The sequence below is a fragment of the Nitrospirillum goiasense genome (assembly GCF_034427435.1).
Classification (GTDB): domain Bacteria; phylum Pseudomonadota; class Alphaproteobacteria; order Azospirillales; family Azospirillaceae; genus Nitrospirillum.
On record NZ_JAXQNP010000002.1, the window covers coordinates 1282016 to 1301631 of the forward strand.

A 19616-nucleotide genomic window follows, 5' to 3' on the forward strand; every position below is an offset into this window, starting at 1 on the left:
TGCCGCTTTTGTCGCCCATATCGGCTTGGTGCCTGTTATCACCCTTGTCCTGACCGGTCGCGGCCCACATCTGCCAGATACCATGGATACCCACCCGCCTTCCTCACCCCCGCCGGCCGCCCCCCGGGCCCGGAGTCCGGGTCGGTCGGGGATGAGGCGGGGGCCGCGACGGCACAGCCGGCCGGTCCGCAGTCCTCCGGCGGGGGCCGCCGGCGCGCCGGGCGGCGCCTGCCCGTGGTCTGGCGCGCGCTGACCCACGCGCTGACGCCCAAGGGTTTGCGCTCCTCCGAACTGTCCCTGGCCCTGCTCAGCGTGCCGGTGGGCATCGGCGTCGGCCTGGTGGTGGCGGGGCTCCACGCCCTCGTGCTGGCGCTGCACAGCCTGGCCTTCAAGGTCCCATTCGGTGATCACGTCAGCAGCGCCCTGTTCATTCCCGCCACCCTGACCCTGGCCGTTCCGGTGGTGGGCGGTGCCGTGCTGGCGGGGTTGGCCCTGCTGTTCCGCCGCGCCCGCGACACCGTCGACCCCATCGAGGCCAACGCCCTCTATGGCGGCCGCATGTCCCTGCGCGACAGCTTGCGCCTGACCTTGTCCATCGTCGTGTCCCACGGCGCCGGCGGATCGGTGGGGATGGAGGCGGCGTTCACCCAGACAGGGGCCGGCCTCGCCTCCAACTTCGGCCGGCGGCTGAACCTGCGGCGCAACGACTTGCGCACCCTGGTGGGCTGCGGGGCCGCCGCCGCCATTTCCGCCGCCTTCACCGCGCCCCTGGCCGGCGCCTTCTACGCCTTCGAACTGGTCATCGGCACCTACACCCTGGCCACCCTGGCGCCCGTCTGCGTCGCCGCCGTGGTCGCCAACCAGGTGGCGCAGATGGTGCTCAACCGGCCGGCCCTGTTCATCCTGGCGGAACCGCCGGTCATCCGGGGCGGTGACTTCGTCACTTTCCTGCTGGTGGGCCTGGCTTCCGGCGCCGTGGCCATCCTCACCATGCAGGCCGTTACGTATGCGGAACGACTATTTCGCCAACTGCCGATTCCGCGCGCCGTCCACCCCATCCTGGGCGGGCTGTTGCTGGGACCCCTGGCGCTGGTGCTGCCGGGCGTGCTGGGTGGCGGGCAGGGGGCCTTGCAGTACGGCTTCGACCATGGCTACGGCCTGGGGCTGGCCTTCGTGATGCTGGTGGCCAAGGTGGTGGCCTCGGCCCTGTGCCTGGGCGCCGGTTTCCGCGGCGGCCTGTTCAGCGCCTCGCTGCTGTTGGGCAGCCTGTTCGGCAGCATGGTGTCCGATATCGGGACCATGCTGCCCGTGGATCTGGTGGCGCAGCGCTCCGCCGTCATGCTGGTGGGCATGGGCTCGCTGGCCGCCGCCGTGGTGGGCGCGCCCGTGACCATGGTGCTGCTGGTGCTGGAACTGACGGGGGATCTGCGCGCCTCCGCCGGCGTGCTCATGGGCGTCATCGCCTCCACCCTGCTGGTGCGCGAGACCTTCGGCTACTCCTTCGCCACCTGGCGCTTCCATCAGCGCGGCGTGCAGATCCGCGGCGGGCATGACATCGGCTGGGTCAAGGACATGACCGTGGGCCGGCTGATGCGCGGCGACCCCAAGACGGTGCCGGCGGACATCACCCTGGGCGCCCTGCGCGGGCACTACCCGCCGGGCAGCGCCAAGACGGTGTTCGCGCTGGACCCCGGCGGCGCCTTCGCCGGCCGGGTGGACATGAACGCCGTGCACGATCCCCAGCATGAGCTGCCGGCGGACCAGCGCGCGGCGGAACTGGCCCGGGATCGCGAGCATTTCCTGCTGCCCGACCAGTCGGTGCGCATGGCCCTCCAACGCTTCGCCGACTGGGACGCCGACAGCCTGCCGGTGCTGGACGGGGTGAGCAGCCGCCGCATCGTCGGCTACCTGACCGAAGCCTATGCCCTGCGCCGCTATTCCCAAGAATTGGAGCGACGGCGTGGCGATGAACTGGGCGTGCGCGACCTGTTCGGCGGCGTCTGACGCCCTATCTTTGCTCTCCCATGGTCGGGAACGACCGCGTTGGTCGCCTTAGGCGTTGCGCCCGCTGCGCCGATGTTGCATCACGGGGGCGGCCCCACGTTGGCGCGGCAGTCGGCGCGGCATCCGTCACCGGACCTGTCAGGCCCTTGAACCTTTCCGGGTGCCGCTTGCCTTACTTCTCAGGGAAAGTCCGCATTGTTCGATGATTTCGGCGTGTTGATCCGGGGGATCGTCCTGGGATTGGCCATCGCGGCGCCGGTCGGCCCCATTGGCCTGCTGTGCATCCGGCGGACGGTGGAGCGGGGCATCATCGCGGGTCTCGCCACCGGCTTCGGCTCCGCTTTGGCTGACGGCTTCTTCGGCGGCGTCGCGGCCTTCGGGGTCAACGCCATCCTGGACGCCCTGCTGGGCCATGTGAAGGAACTGCGCCTCATCGGCGGCGTCTTCCTGCTGGGGGCCGCCATCCATTCCTTCCTGAAGGAACCGCACGAGCGCAAGAACGCCCCGCCCGACGCCGGCAACCTGATCGGCTCCGTCGGCACCGGCCTGTTCCTGACGGTGACCAACCCCATCACCATCATGGGCATCATCACCGTGGTGGTGGGCTTCGGCGGCGCGCTGGACCATGCCAAGGCCGGCACCATGACCCTGGGCGTGTTCCTGGGCTCGCTGACCTGGTGGTCCATCCTGTGCGGCGGCACTTTCCTGATCCGCCACCACTTCACGCCGCGCACCGTGCTGTGGATCAACCGGGGCACCGGCGTGGTGCTGGGCGTCGTCGGCCTGATGGCCCTGCTCAGCTTCTTCTCCCTGGTGCCGGAGAACCTGCAGGACCTGGTCGGGGCGTTTATCAGTAAGTAGCCCTCAGGTGCCGGGCGCCGCCATTCGGCGTTTGGCTTCCTCGATTTCCAGTCCACTGCGGTCCCCGGAAATCTCCGGCGGACGCGGTCGCCTCCCACGGGCTTGGGGCCCGCTGGCGCTTGGCTTGGAGCGTAGCGAACAGGCCGCGACCACGGCCGCCGCAGCGAGCACCGCAGGGCGCAGCGAGGATAGCCAAGTGGCCGGATGGCCATGCCGGCGCCTGAGGAAAACGGACAGACTCTAATAATCCCACTGGTATTTCAGGCCCACGGTGTCGTCCGTGCTGCCGACGGCGCCGTTCAGGCGCAGGCGGGAGGTCAGGGCGTATTCCAGGGTGACGTTGGTGCCCGTGCCGCCCACCGATTGGCTGACGCCGATATAGGTGCGGCTGTTGATGTAGCGGCCGGCGGTGACCGTGCCGAAGGCGCTGGAGCCCACGGCGGCGCTGGAGAATTCCAGGCGGTCCACGCCCAGGCTCCGCTTCACGTTGTCCATGATGCCGGGACCGCTGCCCAGCACGCCCGACAGCTGGGCCACGCCCTGGGCCAGTTGCAGGGCCTCCAGGGCGCTGATCTGGCTGATGGGCCGGTCGAACAGCAGGCGGGACAGCACCTCGTCCTGCGGCCGGGGCGGGTCGGACGTCAGCGCCACCGTGGGCTTGGACAGGCGGCCGGTGATGTTCAGGATGGCCGTGAAGTCCGCCTTGGTGGAGGAGGCGGAAACGTCCAGCAAGGGGTCGCTGTCGCCGGTGAAGGTGATGTCGCTCTTGGTCAGGGTGAAGGTCTGGCCCTGTGCGCTGAAATCGCCCTTCACCAGATAGACGCGGCCGGTCAACTGGGGATCGGCGCTGGTGCCGCGCGCCTGCATGTCGGCGGCGAACTCCGCCGTCAGGCCGCGGCCTTGGACGTAGATGCGGTTGCGCGCCGTGATGTCCACCTTCAGGTGGATCAGCAACCCGCCGCCCGCCGCCGCCATCGGGGCCTGCGGCTGGCGGGGCCGGCCGTTGACGTAGCGCACCGGCAGGTCGGCCACGTCGGCCGGGGGCTTGTCCGGCAGGCCCACCCAGGTCTCGCGCAGGCGCACCGTGCCGGCCAGGTCGGGCTTGTTCATCAGCCCCTTCAGCGTCAGGTCGCTGTCCACCCAGGCGGTGATGGGGTCGGTGCGCAGCAGGCGGGCGTTGTCGGTGGTGACATGCAGGTCCAGGATCGGCGCCTTCTCCTGCGCGTTGGGGTCGCCCAGGTTGATGCGTCCGCCCAGGTCCACCGACCCGCCGTCGGCGGTGCTGCCGTGGAACTTCTCGATGGCCAGGCCGCGCGCGTCGCCCACCAGATGGGCGTTCAGGCCAAAGATCTGGGTGCCGGTGCCACCATTCTCATACTTGGCGTCCATCAGGTCGACCGCGCCGGTCACCTTGGGGTCGGCCACCGTGCCGGCGACGGCCAGGTCGACCGAGACCTTGCCGCCCATGCGCTGGGCGGAGGCCGCCATGAAGTCGTTGTAGCGCGACAGCTCCGTCCGGCCGTTGATCTTGGCGCTGACCGGCCCCTGGATCACCGGCGCCATCGTCTCGGGGTTCAGGGCCAGGGGGGTGTCGGCGTCGGCGGTCAGGTCCACGGCGCCGTCGGCGGTACGGGCGGCCAGGGTGCTGTGCAGCCGGCCGTTGCGCCAGGCGGCGGTCAGCGTGGCATCCGCGTTCAGCCGGCGGTCGGTGCTGTTCTTCACCTCCAGCATCTTTTTCTTCACCGGGGTGGTGTCGGTGCCGGTGGCGTTGGCCGGGTTGTTGGCGACGGTGGCGCTGACCACTGGCTTGCCATCGGCGTCGGCGGCCGCGCCCGGGGGCTGGGTCGCACCGCTGTCCAGGGTCACGGCCAGTTGCTGCATGGACAGGCCGTGGATGCTCAGGGTGGCGTCGGCGGTGGGGTTGGCGGCGGTGCCGTTGGCTGTGACCTTGGCATCCAGCGTGCCCGCCAGGGTCAGCGCCGGGTCGGCCAGGGCCGCCAGCGCCAGCGGCAGGGCCGTCGCCTCCACCTGGGCGGTCACCTCCTTGCCGTTCAGCGCCAGGTCGGCGCGGATGCGGCCGGTGCCCAGGGCCACGTCCAGCCCCTTCACCGCGATGCTGCCCTTGGCGACGGTGATGGTGGCCGGTGCCGCCAGCTTCAGCGTGGTCTGGTCCAGCCGGCCGTCCAACTGGTCCAGGCGGGCCAGGGTGGGCGCGCGGGCCGCCTTCGGCGACGCCGGCTCCGGCGGCTGCGTCAGGTGGCCGGCCGCCTCCACCTGGAAGGCGCGGCGGCGGCCGACGCTGCCCACGCCGGTGGTGCCGTCCACGGCTAGGGTCAGGTCGCCTTCCCCCAGGGTGCCGCGCCAGGCGGCCGCGACCTTGTTCACCAGGATCTGGCCGGCCTCGATGCCATCGGCCATCAGCGTGACATTGGGCCGGGGGCTGCCCAGCAGGTCGTCGATGCGGCCATCCAGGGTGGCCTGGTGGATGCGCTGGTCCTCCACCACCAGATCGTCCAGCGTCACCTTCAGGTCCACCGCCTGCCCGCCTTTGGGCCCGCTTGCGGTCGCCGTCGTGGTGGCGGGTGGGGCGGCGGTCGGGGCGGTTGGGCCCTTGCCGGTCTTGCCGGGCCGGGCTTTGGTCTGCCGGGCCGGCCGCACGGGCGCGCGGGTGGAGGCGCCCAGCACGATGTCGGCCTTGGCCCGGCCCGCCAGGCGCGTGCCGGCCAGCGCGCCCAGGCTGGACAGGTCGGGGAAGGTGGCCGCCAGCTTGCCGGTGGCCACCTGCCGGTCCAGGTCCGCCTCCAGCCCGCCTTGTAGGGTGTTGGGGCCCAGCGCGGCCGCCAGGTCGCGCACCGTCAGGTGGGGGCCGGTCTTGACCACATGGGCGGCGACGCTGGCGGGGTTGCCCACCACCTGGCCGTTGCCCTTCAGATCCGCCGTCAGGGTGTTGTCCTTCAGGGTGACGGTGCCGGACAGGTCCACGGCACCCGTGCGCACGGTCAGGGGCGACACCGCCACGTCCTTGCCGTCCAGGCTGGCGCGGACCCGGCCGTTGATCTCCGCCCGGCCGGCCAGCAGCGCGTCCTCCGTCGGCTGGCCGGTGCGCAGATCCGTCGCCTGCACCGCCAGGGTGCCGTCTACGACGCCGTCGGCCACCGTGCCCTCGACCGTGGCGGCCACGTGGCCGGTGATGGCGTCTTCTGGCGCGGGCTTGGCGTCCGGAGTGGCGGCGGGGGTGGCCTTGCCCACGCCTGTCAGGGCCATGAGGGTCGCCAGTTCGCCATCGGTCAGGCGCAGGCTGCCTTTCGCCTGGCGGCCCCAGCCCTGGGCGCTGCCGCTGCCGGTGACATGACCCATGCCACCCGTCAGGTCCAGCTTGTCCACCAGGATGTCGCCATTGGCGCGGTTCAGCGCGCCGGTCAGCGCCAGGTCGGCATGATCGGTCAGGGCCGGGGGCAGGCCCGGCGCGCTCAGGCCCTGCAGCTTGGCGGCCAGGTCCAGCAGCAGGCGGTTGCCATCCTCGCGCAGCGTGGTGGTCGCGGTCAGGTGGCGCACATGGGCGTCGTTGTAGCCCAGGTCCTCCACCGTCAGGTCGGCGCTGACGGTCCGTTGCCGCTTGGCGCCGGCCTTGCCCGCCGCCGGATCGGTGGTGTGCAGCACGGCGTCCAGCCCGCCCAGCGCCAGGCCGGGCGCCACCGGGGACAGGGCCCCGGGTGCGGCCGGCATCAGCCGCAGGGTCAGGTCGCCCCCCTTGTCCTTCAGGTTGCCCTTGGCCGTCAGGCGGCCGAAGGCGGCGCCCAGGTCCAGGCTTTCCAGGGTGATGGTGCCGTCATCGGCCAGGGTGGCGGCCGCCTGCACGGTGGCGGCGTCGCCGGCCATCTGCGCCAGGTTGTCGGCCAGCAGGCGGCCAGGCGCCGCCTTCAGGGCCAGCGTCATCCGCTTGGCCTTGCCCTGGGGCCGGGCCAGGCCCACGTCGGCCACCAGGGTGACCGCGCGCGGGGTGACGGTGGCGCCGTCGGCCGCCTTGTACGGCTGCGGCATCTCCTTCAATTCCAAATGGGCCTGGAAGCGATCCAGCGGCCCGTCGCCCTTCAGGCTCAGGGCCAGGGGGCCCAGTTCCGGGTGCCCCGCCAACCGGGCCACCAAGCCACCGGCCTCCTCCTGGCCTTGCAGTTCCAGCGTCAGGCTGCCGGGGCTGGTCAGGCCGGGGGCGGTGAAGCGGGCGGTCAGGTCGCCATGGGCGGCCCCGCCGTCCAGTTGGGTCAGCGTCAGCCGGCTGTCGCCATCCAGGGTGGGGCCCAGCCGCACGGTGCCGCTGGTGGACAGGGCGGCGCCCTGGCCGCCGGCCAGGTTGGGCGCCAGGTCGATGCGCGGCAGGTCCAGGCGGGCCAGGGTGATGCTGAAGGGCAGGGTCAGGGGATTGGCGTCGTCCTTGACCGTCCCGTCCGGCGGCGGCTCCAGCGACGGGGCCGGCTGGGCCACCCAGATGCGCTTGGCGCTCAGTGTGTCCACCGCCAGCTCGCGGTGGGCCAGGGGCAGCAGCCGCCAATCCAGCGCCGCGTCCTCCACCGTCAGCCAGGGCTTGCCCGTGATCACGTCCACCAGGGTGGCGCGCGTCACCCGGGGGTGGAAGGGCAGGCCGGCCAGTCCCTCCACCTTCAGGCCCGGCACGTTGGCCTCCGCCTGCCGCGTGGCGAAGGCGCGCCCCGAATCGGTGTCCATCCACCACAGGCCGATGCCGCCTGCGGCCGCCAAGCCGGCGATGACGCCCAGCGAGGCGAAGGCCGCGACATGACCCGCCGACAGCAGGCGCCGCCCCCAGGACCGTTTGGGCAGGGGGGAACCGGGCGATACGGGGCCGGGACCGGGCGTTTGGGGGGTGTCGGACATGCCGGGTTCCGTCAGAAGGACTGGCCGATGCTGACGTACAGCTGCCACATGCTGTCGCCGCTGCGGCGATCCAGCGGCACGCCCACGTCCAGGCGCAAGGGACCGAAGGAGGTGAAATAGCGCACGCCCAGGCCCGCACCCCAGCGCATGCCCTGGCTGAGGTCGGGGTAGGCGGATTCGAAGACGTTGCCGCCGTCGATGAAGGGCACCAGGCCGATGGTGTCGGTCAGGCGGATGCGCAGCTCGGCGCTGGTTTCGATCAGCGAGCGGCCGCCGGTGGGGTCGTTGTTGACGTCCAGGGGCCCGACCTTCTGGTAGGCGTAGCCGCGCACCGACCCGCCGCCGCCGGCGAAGAAGCGTTTGTCCGCCGGCACCTGGGCCAGCGACCCGCCATAGACCGCGCCCAGGTTCACGCGCGCGGCGATGACATAGGCCTTGGCGTCGTCCACCGCCCAATAGCCGCTGGCGCCCGCGTTGCCGATGACGAAGGTGCCGCTGTCGCCCAGGGGGCTGAGATAAGGGGTCAGGCCGGCGTTCCAGCGATAGCCCTGGGTCGGGTTCAGCAGGTTGTCGGTGTTGTCGAACTTCAACGCCACCGGCAGCCCCACCAGGGTGTTGTCGGTGGTGGTCAGCACGCCATCGCCCGTCAGGTCCTGCCGGATGGAGGATTGCTCCAGCGTCACGCCGGCGCTGGCCATCAGATGGGGCGTCAGCGGGTGGGTGACGATGGCGCCCAGCGTCAGGGCGTCGCGCGAGTAGGCCTCCGGATGCTCCGACACCGCCAGGGCCGAGAGGTTCAGCGTGGTGTCGGTTTCCAGGAAGTCGGGCTTCTTCAGCGTGGTGCCGAGGCTGTAGTCCAAGCCGTCGGAATCGCGGAACTTCTTGCGGGCGATGCCGCCGATGGACCCGGTGACGGTCAGCGCCTCCGCCCCGCCCAGGAAGTTGCGGTCGCCCCAGGTGGCGGTGGCGGCGGCGCCGTCGGTGGTGCCGTAGTTCAGGCCGGTGTTGATGAAATGGCGGGGCCGCTCCTCCATCTGGCCCAGCATGGGCACCTCATGCGACCCGTCCGGCTGCACCGTGCCCGGCACATCGTCCAGAACGACGCGCACTTGGGAGAAGACGCCCAGGTCGGTCAGTTTGTTGCGGGCTTTGTCCACCTTGGCCGGATCGTAGACATCGCCCTCCTTCCACGGCAGGCGGCCATAGGCCACGTCCGGGTCCAGGCGGCCCAGGCCGGTGAAGGTGGTGGGGCCGAAGCGGACCAGCGGCCCGGGGTCCAGGGTGAAGGCCACGGCCATGGTGTGGGCCTGCACGTCCACGGCCAGGTCGCGTTGGCCCACCTTGGCCCGGGCATAGCCGCGCGCCGCCATCAGGGGCACCACGGCCGCCTCCGCGTCGCGCACCGCCGGGCCCCGGGCGGGGTCGCCCGGCTTCAGGTGCAGCTTGGACAGGTCCAGCGGCCCGCCCGGCGGGGGGAGCCGTCGGGCATGCTCAGGGTCACCTTGGAAATGGTGTAGCGCCGGCCGGGTGTCACCTCGATGACCACCGCCACCGGCTTGGCGTCGGCATCGACCTTCACCATGACGCTGCCGTCGAAATACCCTTCGGAGCGTAAGGCCGCGGCCAGCTTCTCGTAGTCGTTGTCGATGCGCTTCTCCAGCCCCAGCAGGGACGACGGCGGGTCGTTCTGCAGGGTGATGAGGGAGGAGGCGCTGCGCAGCACGTCCATCAGGCCGTCATCGGCCTCGACCCCCGGCGCGGGATGGAAATCGACGGTGTAGGTGGCCGGTGGCGGCTCCGCGTCCGGCTGGTGGGGGACGCCGTCCGGCTCCTGCTCCGCCTTGCGCGCCAGCACGGCCCCCGGCGTGTCGTCATCGCCAGGCGTGTCCGGCAGGGCGGCCGTTCCGGTGGTGCTCCCGGTGGCGGCCCCGGTGGCGGCGTCCGTCGGTGTGGCGGCCTTGGCGGCATCGGCCGCCGGCGCGGCGCCGACTTGGGTCTGCTGCGGCGCGGGCGCACCTTGGGCGTGGCCCTGCGCGGACCAGCAGGCCAGGGACAGGGTAGAGAGCAGCGCCAACGCGGACGGACGGACCGGCGATCGGGGCTGAAGGCGGGGGACGGCGAAGGGCGACGCGGGCTCCAACGGCTGCGGGTGGTCGGGTGGGCTTGGGGGCTGGCGATAAGGGGACCGGCGCTAAGGGCCAGAAAGGGGCATGGGGCCGCGGGCGGGCCCGATCGGGCGGCGTTTCGCCTCCTTGGTTGTCGACCCATCCGCCGGCGTCCAGCGTTAAGTCTTTGTGACGGTGACGGCGGGCGCAGTCCCCTGATTCAGGAAAAACGCGCCGCGCGCATGAGGTTAACCCACAAAATCATGGCGAATTTATAGTCTGCCTTGCGGTACTCGTAACCCCCTCTTGCGTCCAACCCCCTTAGGCAGGTCTTTCTCCCGACCCTGCCAATAGCTATATTCCGCTCCGTGAAACCCGGTCCCGGCGCCGATGCGCCAGGGGTCGGGCTTTTGTTTTTGGGCCATCGCCAGGCGCACGTCGCGTTTTTGGACCGGGCCCCAGCTTCGCGGGATTAGCGTCCAATGGATATGCGTAACATCGCCATCATCGCGCACGTCGACCATGGCAAGACCACCTTGGTTGACGTGCTGCTGCGCCAGTCGGGCGCTTTCCGCGACAACCAGCAAGTCGCCGAGCGCGCCATGGACAGCAATGACCTGGAACGTGAGCGCGGCATCACCATCCTGGCGAAGTGCACCAGCGTCCTCTGGGAAGGCACCCGCATCAACATCGTCGACACCCCCGGCCACGCCGACTTCGGCGGCGAGGTGGAGCGTATCCTGAGCATGGTCGACGGCGTCATCCTGCTGTGCGACGCCGCCGAGGGCCCGCTGCCCCAGACCAAGTTCGTGCTGGGCAAGTCGCTGAAGCTGGGCCTGAAGCCCATCGTCGTCATCAACAAGGTGGACCGTTCCGACGCCCGCCCCGACGAAGTGCACAGCGAGGTGTTCGACCTGTTCGCGGCGCTGGACGCCACCGACGAGCAGCTGGACTTCCCCACCCTGTTCGCCTCGGGCCGCAACGGCTGGGCGGCGGAAAGCCTGGATGCCCCGCGTGAGGACATGCGCCCGCTGTTCGAGCTGGTGCGCCGTCACGTGCCGCCCCCCAAGGTCGACGTCGACGCACCCTTCACCATGCTGGCCACCACCCTGGAAGCCAACCCCTACCTGGGTCGCCTGCTGACCGGCCGCATCCAGACCGGCACCGCCCGCGCCAACATGGCCATCAAGGCGATGAGCGCCGACGGCAAGCTGATCGAGCAGGGCCGCATTTCCAAGCTGCTGGCCTTCCGGGGCCTGGAGCGCGTGGGCGTGGAAGAGGCGCAGGCGGGTGACATCGTCGCCATCGCCGGCCTGACCAAGACCACCGTGGCCGACACCATCTGCGAACCGTCGGTGACCGAGCCGCTGGCCGCCCAGCCCATCGACCCGCCGACCCTGGCGATGACCTTCAGCGTCAACGACAGCCCGCTGGCCGGCCGCGAAGGCGACAAGGTCACCAGCCGCATGATCCGCGACCGTCTGATGCGCGAGGCCGAGGGCAACGTCGCCCTGCGCGTCCGCGAGACCGAGAACGCCGACGCGTTCGAGGTCGCCGGCCGTGGCGAACTGCAGCTGGGCATCCTGATCGAGAACATGCGCCGCGAAGGCTATGAGCTGTCGATCTCCCGTCCCCGCGTGCTGCTGAAGACGGACGAGAACGGCCAGCGCATGGAGCCGATCGAGGAAGTCGTGGTCGACGTGGACGAGGAATTCTCCGGCGCCGTCGTGCAGAAGATTTCCGAGCGCAAGGGCGACATGCTGGAGATGCGTCCGTCCGGCGGCGGCAAGGTGCGCCTGGTGTTCCACGTGCCCTCGCGCGGCCTGATCGGTTACCAGAGCGAGTTCCTGACGGACACCCGCGGCACCGGCCTGATGAACCGCCTGTACCACGGCTACGCCCCGTACAAGGGTCCCATCCAGGGCCGCCGCAACGGCGTGCTGATCTCCAACGGTGAGGGTGAGGCTGTGGCCTACGCCCTGTGGAACCTGGAAGACCGTGGCCCGATGATGATCGAGCCGGGCGCCAAGGTGTACCAGGGCATGATCATCGGCGAGCACAGCCGCGGCAACGACCTGGAAGTGAACGTCCTGAAGGGCAAGCAGCTGACCAACATCCGCGCCGCCGGCAAGGATGAGGCCGTGCGCCTGACCACCCCGATGGACATGTCCCTGGAAAAGGCCCTGGCCTACATCGAGGACGAGGAACTGGTGGAGGTGACGCCGAAGTCCATCCGCCTGCGCAAGCGCCTGCTGGACCCGACCGACCGCAAGCGCGCCCAGAAGCAGGCTGAAGCCGGCTGATCGCCGACCTTGCCGCTTTGACGATCGAAGCCCCGTCCACCGCCTGGTGGGCGGGGTTTCGTTTTGGGGAGGCCGCCCTTACGCGCGGGTGGGCAACGATATCTTCGCCTGGGGCGCCGTCTCCGGCAGGATGGGGGCGGGCCCGTCGTAAGTGACGTCGGTGGAGAGGCTGACCGCTTTCCACGCCGCCAATTGGGCCGCGCGCTCGGCGTCGGCCAGGCTGAAGAAATGCATCGCGTCACTGCCCAGCAGCAGGTGCGGGGGCAGGGTGGGATGGTCGGCCAGGCGCAGGATCAACTGGGCGACCTTGGCCGGATCGCCGGCTTCATTGCCGATGTAGGGCTTATACATCTCCAAGAAAGCGCCCACGGTGGGCTGGTAATCGGGCCATATCGCCGGCATGTCGCGCAGGGAGCGGGGGCCCCATCCGGTGCGCATGCCCCCGGGCTCCAGCGCGCAGATCTGGATGCCCAGCGGGTTGAGTTCCCCCGCCAGGACCTCCGTCAGGCCGCCCACGGCCCACTTGGCGGCCTGATAGGCGCTGAGCCCCGGCCGGCCTACCCGCCCGCCGACGGAGGATACCTGTAGGATGTGGCCGGAGCGCTGGGCCCGCATGACGGGCACCGCCGCGTGAGTGACGTTCACCACGCCCATCAGGTTGGTGTCGATCTGGGCCCGAAAGACGTCCAGGTCCATCTGCTCGAATGGGGCGACGTCGGCATAGCCGGCATTGTTCACCACCACATCCAAGCGGCCGAAAGCCTTGACCGTCTGGGCCACGGCGTCGTGAGCGGCCGCGGCGTCCGTCACGTCCAGCGCCAGGGGCCGCACCCCGTCACCATACCGGGCATGAAGATCGGCCAACCGCTCGGGCTGGCGGGCGGTGGCGACCAGGCGGTGGCCGGCGGCCAGAATCGCCTCGGCGATGTCGCGGCCCAGGCCGGCGGCGCTGCCGGTGACGAGCCAAACCTTGGAAGTGTCGGTCATGATCGGTCCGTACATGGATGACAGGAACATGAGTGATCAGTCACTCATTTTAGGCAAGAAAGGAAAGCCGGCGTTTACGCTTCGGCCGTCAGCGGCCGATGGCGTGCCAGAAGGCGTCGAAGCCGGCGGTGCGGTAGTTCTCGGCGTTGTCCGGCCGCCGCAGGATGAAATCCATGGTGGTTTCGGCCAGTGAGGCCAGGATGGCCGCGGCGAAGTCGGGTGGTTGTTCCCGCATCAGGTCTTGGGCCACACCCTCACGCACCATGTCCTCGATGCGGGCGAACCCCTCGCTGCCCAGCGCTCGGGTTTCGGTGGCCAAGCGGCCCGACACGATCAGCTGCGCCAGCGTCTGGCGCTTGGCGGGATTGTGAACTCCCCAATCGACATAACGGTCCCAGATGTGGCGCAAGCGGTCACGCAGGGGGGCGTCGGCGGGATAGGTCGCCATCATGGCTTGGCGCAGTTCCGCCTTCAGCCCCAGGTACAACTGGTTCAGCAGCAAATCCTTGGTGGCGAAATAGGTGAACAGCGTGCCTTCCGCCACGCCGGCCAAGCCGGCGATGCGGGCGGTGGTGGCGCCCAGGCCCTGATCGGCGATGACCTGAACGGCAGCCGCAAGGATGGCGTCGCGCTTCTCTTCGCTTTTGGGCCGGGCCATGAGTTGAACACACAGAGGTTAAAGAGTGAGTACGCACTCAATATAATTCCCGTTTGCGCCGGGCGCCAGTGCGCGGCGTCACAGAGACCGCGCGCGCCTCATTTGATCCGAATCAGCGCGGACTGGGCGCGCGCAAGTTAAGTTTCCGAGTGAAGGACGCAATCAGGCGCAGGGGTGTTTCGCGCTTTGGTGGTGCGGCAGCTGGCGAGCATGCTTGCACCCGGATTGGTAAATGGCCGAGACTAGGAACCGGGGATGGCCAAATGCCGCCCCACCGGAATTTCCACCGCCTTTTCCCGCCGGCCCCGTTAACCTTGACAGGGGCGCCGGCGGGGCGGGCCGCCCCAGGATCGACGGGGCATGAAATCGTTCGGGAAGAGAGGAAACATCATGGTCGAAGTGGTCATCGCCGGTGCCGCGCGCACGCCCATCGGCAGCTTCAACGGCGCGCTCAGCAGCCTGTCCGCCGTGGCGCTGGGCACCGTGGCCGTCACCGAGGCCCTGCGCCGCGCGCATGTTGACGCCGCCGAGGTGTCCGAGGTCGTCCTGGGCCATGTACTGAAGGCCGCCACCGGCCAGAACAGCGCCCGCCAGGTGTCCGTCGCCGCCGGCGTGCCGGTGGAGCGCACCGCCTACACCCTGGACCAGGTCTGCGGCTCCGGCCTGCGCGCCGTGGCCCAGGGCTTCCAGGCCATCCGCCTGGGCGAGGCCGAGGTGGTGGTGGCCGGTGGCATGGAAAGCATGAGCCAGGCCCCCCACGCCATCCACCTGCGCAACGGCACCAAGATGGGTGACGCCAGCATGGTGGACACCATGATCAAGGACGGCCTGTGGGACGCCTTCAACAACTACCACATGGGCACCACGGCCGAGAACGTGGCCAAGAAGTGGGAAATCAGCCGCGAGGCCCAGGACGCCTTCGCCGCCGCCAGCCAGCAGAAGGCCGAGGCGGCGCAGAAGGCCGGCCGCTTCAAGGATGAGATCGTTCCCGTCACCGTGCCCGGCCGCAAGGGCGACGTGGTGGTCGAGGCCGACGAATACCCCAAGGCCGGCACTACGGCGGAGACGCTGGCCAAGCTGCGCCCGGCCTTCGCCAAGGACGGCACGGTCACCGCCGGCAACGCCTCGGGCATCAACGACGGTGCGGCCGCCGTCGTGCTGATGACCGCCGAGAACGCCGCCAAGCGCGGGGTGAAGCCGCTGGCGCGCATCGTTTCCTGGGCCACCGCCGGTGTCGACCCGTCGATCATGGGCACGGGGCCGATCCCGGCCAGCAAGCTGGCGCTGCAGCGCGCCGGTTGGACCGTGGCCGACCTGGACCTGGTGGAGGCGAACGAGGCCTTCGCCGCGCAGGCCTGCGCCGTGAACAAGGACATGGGCTGGCCCGAGGACAAGGTGAACGTCAACGGCGGCGCCATCGCCCTGGGCCACCCCATCGGCGCGTCGGGCGCCCGCGTGCTGGTGACCCTGCTGCATGAGATGCAGAAGCGGGACGCCAAGAAGGGCCTGGTCACGCTGTGCATCGGCGGCGGCATGGGCATCGCCCTGTGCGTGGCCCGCGACTGAGTGATGCGGTCGCGCGATCGGAATTGATCTTTCCGGTCGCGCAACCATCTAGGATTTGCCTTGGGTTAGGCGCGATGCCATTCGCGCCGGCCTGGGGGCGGGGGGCCGGGATGCCGGGCGAATGCCGATCCTCCTGACGCGTGACGCTCCATGGTCGTATTCTGACTCGTGAAAAAGGGGAGGACTAGATGACAGCGCGTGTTGCATTGGTGACGGGTGGTACCCGCGGCATCGGTGAGGCCATCTCGGTGGCGCTGAGGGACGCCGGCTACAAGGTTGCGGCCAACTACGGCGGCAACGAGCAGAAGGCGCGCGAGTTCACGGAGCGGACGGGCATCCCCGCCTATCGCTTCGACGTGGCGAATTTCGAGGACGTGCGGCATGGCATGGGCAAGATCGAGGCCGACCTGGGCCCGATCGAGATCATCGTCAACAACGCCGGCATCACCCGTGACGGCGTGCTGCACCGCATGACCTTCGAGCAGTGGAACGAGGTCATCCAGACCAACCTCGCCTCCTGCTTCAACACCTGCCGCGTGGCCATCGACGGCATGCGCGCGCGCGGCTTCGGCCGCATCGTCAACATCGGGTCGATCAACGGCCAGGCCGGCCAGTACGGCCAGGTGAACTACGCCGCCGCCAAGTCCGGCATCCATGGCTTCACCAAGGCCATGGCGCAGGAAGGTGCCGCCAAGGGCGTGACCGTCAACGCCATCGCCCCCGGCTACATCGACACCGACATGGTGCGCGCGGTTCCGCCCAACGTGCTGGAAAAGATCGTGGCCAAGATCCCGGTCGGCCGCCTGGGCAAGGCGGAGGAGATCGCCCGCGGCGTGCTGTTCCTCGTGGGCGACGACGCCGGCTTCATCACCGGTTCCACGCTGTCCATCAACGGCGGCCAGCATATGTATTGATGACCCGTTGGGGACCTCAAGCGCCGGTGGGGGGCGCGGCCCGTGGCCATGAGGTGCGGGTGTAAGGTATGACGGGGGCGGGTCCGGTGATGGGCCCGCCCTTCGTCTTTGGTGCCCCATGTCCGATCAGCCGTCCACCCAGCCACCCGCCTCGCCGCACCTTTATCCCGACCAGCCCCGCGTGGGGGTGGGCGTGCTGGTGTGGAAGGGTGACCAGCTGCTGCTGATCCGCCGGGCCAAGGCGCCCCTGGCGGGGGAATGGTGCCTGCCCGGTGGCAGCCAGGAATTGGGCGAGACCCTGTTCCAGACGGCGGCGCGCGAGGTGCGGGAGGAGACGGCCGTGACCTGCCGCCCCTACACCGTGCTGACGGCGGTGGACGGCATCACCCGCGATCCCCGGCCCGTGGGCGCCGGCCCGGCGGTGCCGCCGCGCGTGCGCTTCCACTTCACCATCGTGGAGATCATGGCGGAGTATGGGGAGGGAGAGCCGGTGGCGGGCGACGACGCGGCGGCGGTGCTCTGGGCCGACCGGGAAACCTGCGACCGGCTGGTGACCTGGCCGTCGATCAAGGCGGTGGTGGATTTGGGCTGGGCGGCACGGGCGGCCGGCGGTTAGGATTCCCCGAGAATATCGGGGCAAGGGGTGGGGCATGGTCGACAGGGCGGAGGATGACCGGGTTGTGGATGACACTGCCGCGGATGACGGGGCGGCGGATGACGGGGCGACGACCGGCGGCACGGCCGCGCGGCGGGCGACGCTGATCGGTGCCGGGGCCATCCTGCTGTGGTCCACGCTGGCGCTGCTGACCACGCTCACCGGCCCCATCCCGCCCTTCGAGACCGAGGCGGTGGCCTTCGCCGTCGGCGGCCTCATCGGCATCGTCTGGATGGTGGCGCGCGGCCGCTCGCCCTGGCTGGCCCTGCGTCAGCCGCCGGTGGCCTGGGTGCTGGGGGTGGGGGGGCTGTTCGGCTATCACTTCTTGTATTTCCTGGCGCTGAAGTCGGCGCCGGCGGCGGAGGCCAACCTCATCAACTATCTCTGGCCCTTGCTCATCGTGCTGTTCGCCGGCCTGCTGCCGGGTGAACGGCTGGGCCGGCGCCAACTGGCAGGCGCCCTGGTCGGCTTGGCCGGCACCGGCCTGCTGGTCACCGGCGGCCGGGGGCTGAGCGTCGACCCCGCCTATCTGCCGGGTTTCCTGGCGGCGGCGGGGGCGGCCGTCACCTGGGGGGCCTATTCCACCCTGTCGCGCCTGCTGGGGGCCGTGCCCACCGATGCCGTGGCCTTCTTCTGCCTGGCCACCGCCGCCCTGTCCGCCCTCTGCCATGGCGCGCTGGAGGCGACGGTGGCGCCCGACGCCGGGCAATGGACCCTGCTGGCCCTGATGGGCCTGGGGCCGGTGGGCGCCGCCTTCTTCGTCTGGGACATCGGCATGAAGAAGGGCGACATCCACACCCTGGGTGCGCTCAGCTACGCCACGCCGCTGCTGTCCACCCTGCTGCTGATCCTGGCGGGGCGCGCCCAAGCCAGCGGCGTGGTCGCCGCCTCCTGCCTGCTCATCATCGCCGGCGCCGCCATCGCCAGCTGGAAGCCCCGCCGTTGGAAGGCCCCCGTGTGACGCCCCGCCAGCCCTGACATTTTTCGCTCACATACCGCTTGCGCAAGCCCCCCGCATCCGCTAGGGTCCGCGCCGCTTCGCCAGCCGGCCCCTTTCCCGTTCGACAGCAAAACGGGGGCCGGACACGGGAATGGATACGGAGAGGTGCCGGAGCGGTCGAACGGGGCGGTCTCGAAAACCGTTGTACCAGCGATGGTACCGTGGGTTCGAATCCCACCCTCTCCGCCATACCCCAGTTCGTGGGGGTGCGTAGCTATGCACGAAATTTCTCCAAAAATGCCGAAGAGCCGTTGAAAATCAGCGATTCCCTCGCTGATAGTGTCCACCTTCGTTCCCCTGTTCTCACTGCCGTTCGGTCACGGGATTAGGGGACAGACTAGGGGATAGCTTCTATCCCCTAATCGATAGGGGATTGGGATGCCACGAGTTCCGACGCCGTTATCAGCCGCAAAGGTGCGTACCGCTAAGCCTGGGCGTTATGCGGACGGGCATGGCTTGTACTTGCTGGTGCGGTCTGCGGAGCAAGCCTACTGGCTGTATCGTTATACGCCGCGCGGCGGGAAGATGCGGGAGATGGGCGGTGGCAAAGCACGAGGGCCCGGGGCCGTAACGCTGGCGGAAGCCCGGGAGTGGGCGCAGGGCTTGGCGCGCCTAGTCAAGGATGGGGTCGATCCTCAAGAGCAGCGCAAGGCCGATGAGGCGGCCAAGGCGATTGAGGCCCAGGAGGCCGCTGCGCGCGCCACAACGTTTAAACAGTGCGCAATGGCCTACATCGCCGCGCACGAGGCTTCCTGGCGGAATCAAAAGCACATCCAACAATGGGCAGCGACGCTTGATACATACGTTTACCCCGTCTTCGGTGATCTGCCCGTCGCAGCGATCGATACGGCTTTGGTCATGAAGGTGCTGGAGCCGATTTGGACCACCAAGACCGAGACGGCCAGCCGGATTAAGGGCCGCATAGAGACGATCCTGGATTGGGCAGCGGTGAGTGGGTTCCGCAGTGGGGAAAACCCCGCCCGATGGAAGGGGCATCTGTCGCACCTCCTGCCGGCGCGGGGTAAGGTGCGAAAGGTTAAGCACCACAAGGCGCTGCCCTACAGCGAACTGCCCGACTTCATGGCGCGGTTGCGCGCGCAGCCTGGTATGGGCGCCCGGGCCCTTGAGTTCCTTATCTTGACCGCCGCTAGAACTGGCGAGGTGAGAGGCGCCACCTGGGCCGAAATTGATCTGGTCGCCAGGGTGTGGATTGTTCCGGCGGATCGCATGAAGGCGCGACGCGAGCACCGGGTGCCCCTTTCGTCATCCGCTGTCGCGTTGCTTGAGGCGCAGCGAAAAGCCGGGGATCGGGAATTCATTTTTCCGGGTTCCCGGCGAGGTAGCGCCCTATCGGATATGACGCTGACGAAATTGCTCCGCCGGATGAAGGTTGATTGCACGGCGCATGGCTTCCGTTCAACTTTCCGGGACTGGGTTGCCGAATGTACGCACTATCAGCGGGACGAAGCTGAGATGGCATTGGCGCACACCATCGATAATAAAGTTGAAGCGGCCTACCGGCGTGGCGATCTTATCGAGAAAAGAACATCAATGATGGCTGATTGGGCTGACTTCTGTGACGGCAAGATGGGTAAGGTTTTGCCCATTTATCGACGGGCATGATTGATCATTTGCGGACGTAACGGAAATTTATCGGGATTTTTGCTGTGAAA

The 19616-nt window shown here is 69.3% G+C and carries 13 protein-coding genes and 1 tRNA gene; 9 read left to right on the forward strand and 5 right to left on the reverse strand.

The window, feature by feature from the left end; all coding sequences use genetic code 11:
• Positions 1–234 precede the first annotated feature (234 nt).
• A complete protein-coding gene (locus ULB03_RS08380; protein ID WP_322482727.1) occupies positions 235–2004 on the forward strand; it encodes a chloride channel protein in 1770 nt (589 codons plus the stop codon).
• 195 nt (positions 2005–2199) lie between these two features.
• Positions 2200–2865 (forward strand): LysE/ArgO family amino acid transporter, encoded by a 666-nt coding sequence (locus ULB03_RS08385; protein WP_322482728.1) that lies wholly within the window; start codon positions 2200–2202, stop codon positions 2863–2865.
• Between the two features lie 240 nt (positions 2866–3105).
• On the opposite strand, the gene ULB03_RS08390 is transcribed toward ULB03_RS08385, so the two are convergent.
• Genes ULB03_RS08390 through ULB03_RS08400 form a run of 3 tightly spaced genes read right to left on the reverse strand, consistent with a single transcriptional unit; the run spans position 3106 to position 9829 of the window.
• The gene (locus ULB03_RS08390; RefSeq protein ID WP_322482729.1) at positions 3106–7755 is read right to left on the reverse strand and encodes a translocation/assembly module TamB domain-containing protein; all 4650 of its coding nucleotides are present in this window, start codon (positions 7753–7755) and stop codon (positions 3106–3108) included.
• Between the two features lie 11 nt (positions 7756–7766).
• On the reverse strand, positions 7767–9158 hold the full coding sequence (locus tag ULB03_RS08395; protein ID WP_322482730.1) for an autotransporter assembly complex protein TamA: 1392 nt from the start codon (positions 9156–9158) through the stop codon (positions 7767–7769).
• Between the two features lie 29 nt (positions 9159–9187).
• Positions 9188–9829, reverse strand: a complete 642-nt coding sequence (locus ULB03_RS08400; RefSeq protein WP_322482731.1) for a POTRA domain-containing protein — start codon at positions 9827–9829, stop codon at positions 9188–9190.
• A gap of 513 nt (positions 9830–10342) precedes the next feature.
• Between ULB03_RS08400 and typA the strand changes: the two genes are divergently transcribed.
• Positions 10343–12163 (forward strand): translational GTPase TypA, encoded by a 1821-nt coding sequence (typA, locus tag ULB03_RS08405; RefSeq protein ID WP_322482732.1) that lies wholly within the window; start codon positions 10343–10345, stop codon positions 12161–12163.
• 78 nt (positions 12164–12241) lie between these two features.
• Here typA and ULB03_RS08410 read toward each other — a convergent pair whose 3' ends face one another.
• Positions 12242–13150, reverse strand: coding sequence for an SDR family NAD(P)-dependent oxidoreductase (locus ULB03_RS08410; protein WP_322482733.1), 909 nt, complete (start codon positions 13148–13150; stop codon positions 12242–12244).
• An 88-nt stretch (positions 13151–13238) separates the two neighbouring features.
• Positions 13239–13808, reverse strand: a complete 570-nt coding sequence (locus tag ULB03_RS08415) for a TetR/AcrR family transcriptional regulator (RefSeq protein ID WP_322482734.1) — start codon at positions 13806–13808, stop codon at positions 13239–13241.
• A 390-nt stretch (positions 13809–14198) separates the two neighbouring features.
• Here ULB03_RS08415 and ULB03_RS08420 point away from each other — a divergent pair, with 390 nt between their 5' ends.
• From ULB03_RS08420 to ULB03_RS08445, 6 genes are all read left to right on the forward strand, one after another.
• Entirely contained in the window at positions 14199–15374 is a 1176-nt protein-coding gene (locus ULB03_RS08420; protein ID WP_322482735.1) for an acetyl-CoA C-acetyltransferase, read from the forward strand.
• A 188-nt stretch (positions 15375–15562) separates the two neighbouring features.
• The gene (phbB, locus tag ULB03_RS08425) at positions 15563–16288 is read left to right on the forward strand and encodes an acetoacetyl-CoA reductase (RefSeq protein ID WP_322482736.1); all 726 of its coding nucleotides are present in this window, start codon (positions 15563–15565) and stop codon (positions 16286–16288) included.
• 118 nt (positions 16289–16406) lie between these two features.
• Positions 16407–16904, forward strand: a complete 498-nt coding sequence (locus ULB03_RS08430) for an NUDIX hydrolase (protein ID WP_322482737.1) — start codon at positions 16407–16409, stop codon at positions 16902–16904.
• A 34-nt stretch (positions 16905–16938) separates the two neighbouring features.
• On the forward strand, positions 16939–17904 hold the full coding sequence (yddG, locus tag ULB03_RS08435; RefSeq protein WP_322482738.1) for an aromatic amino acid exporter YddG: 966 nt from the start codon (positions 16939–16941) through the stop codon (positions 17902–17904).
• A 138-nt stretch (positions 17905–18042) separates the two neighbouring features.
• Positions 18043–18132 (forward strand) — tRNA-Ser (locus tag ULB03_RS08440).
• A 189-nt stretch (positions 18133–18321) separates the two neighbouring features.
• A complete protein-coding gene (locus ULB03_RS08445; RefSeq protein WP_322482739.1) occupies positions 18322–19566 on the forward strand; it encodes a tyrosine-type recombinase/integrase in 1245 nt (414 codons plus the stop codon).
• Positions 19567–19616 lie beyond the last annotated feature (50 nt).

Coding starts and splice junctions, on each gene's coding strand:
- ULB03_RS08390 (WP_322482729.1), bottom strand. CDS start 7,755: ATGTCCGACACCCCCCAAACGCCCGGTCCCGGCCCCGTATCGCCCGGT.
- typA (WP_322482732.1), top strand. CDS start 10,343: ATGGATATGCGTAACATCGCCATCATCGCGCACGTCGACCATGGCAAG.
- ULB03_RS08410 (WP_322482733.1), bottom strand. CDS start 13,150: ATGACCGACACTTCCAAGGTTTGGCTCGTCACCGGCAGCGCCGCCGGC.
- ULB03_RS08415 (WP_322482734.1), bottom strand. CDS start 13,808: ATGGCCCGGCCCAAAAGCGAAGAGAAGCGCGACGCCATCCTTGCGGCT.
- ULB03_RS08420 (WP_322482735.1), top strand. CDS start 14,199: ATGGTCGAAGTGGTCATCGCCGGTGCCGCGCGCACGCCCATCGGCAGC.
- phbB (WP_322482736.1), top strand. CDS start 15,563: ATGACAGCGCGTGTTGCATTGGTGACGGGTGGTACCCGCGGCATCGGT.
- ULB03_RS08430 (WP_322482737.1), top strand. CDS start 16,407: ATGTCCGATCAGCCGTCCACCCAGCCACCCGCCTCGCCGCACCTTTAT.
- yddG (WP_322482738.1), top strand. CDS start 16,939: ATGGTCGACAGGGCGGAGGATGACCGGGTTGTGGATGACACTGCCGCG.
- ULB03_RS08445 (WP_322482739.1), top strand. CDS start 18,322: ATGCCACGAGTTCCGACGCCGTTATCAGCCGCAAAGGTGCGTACCGCT.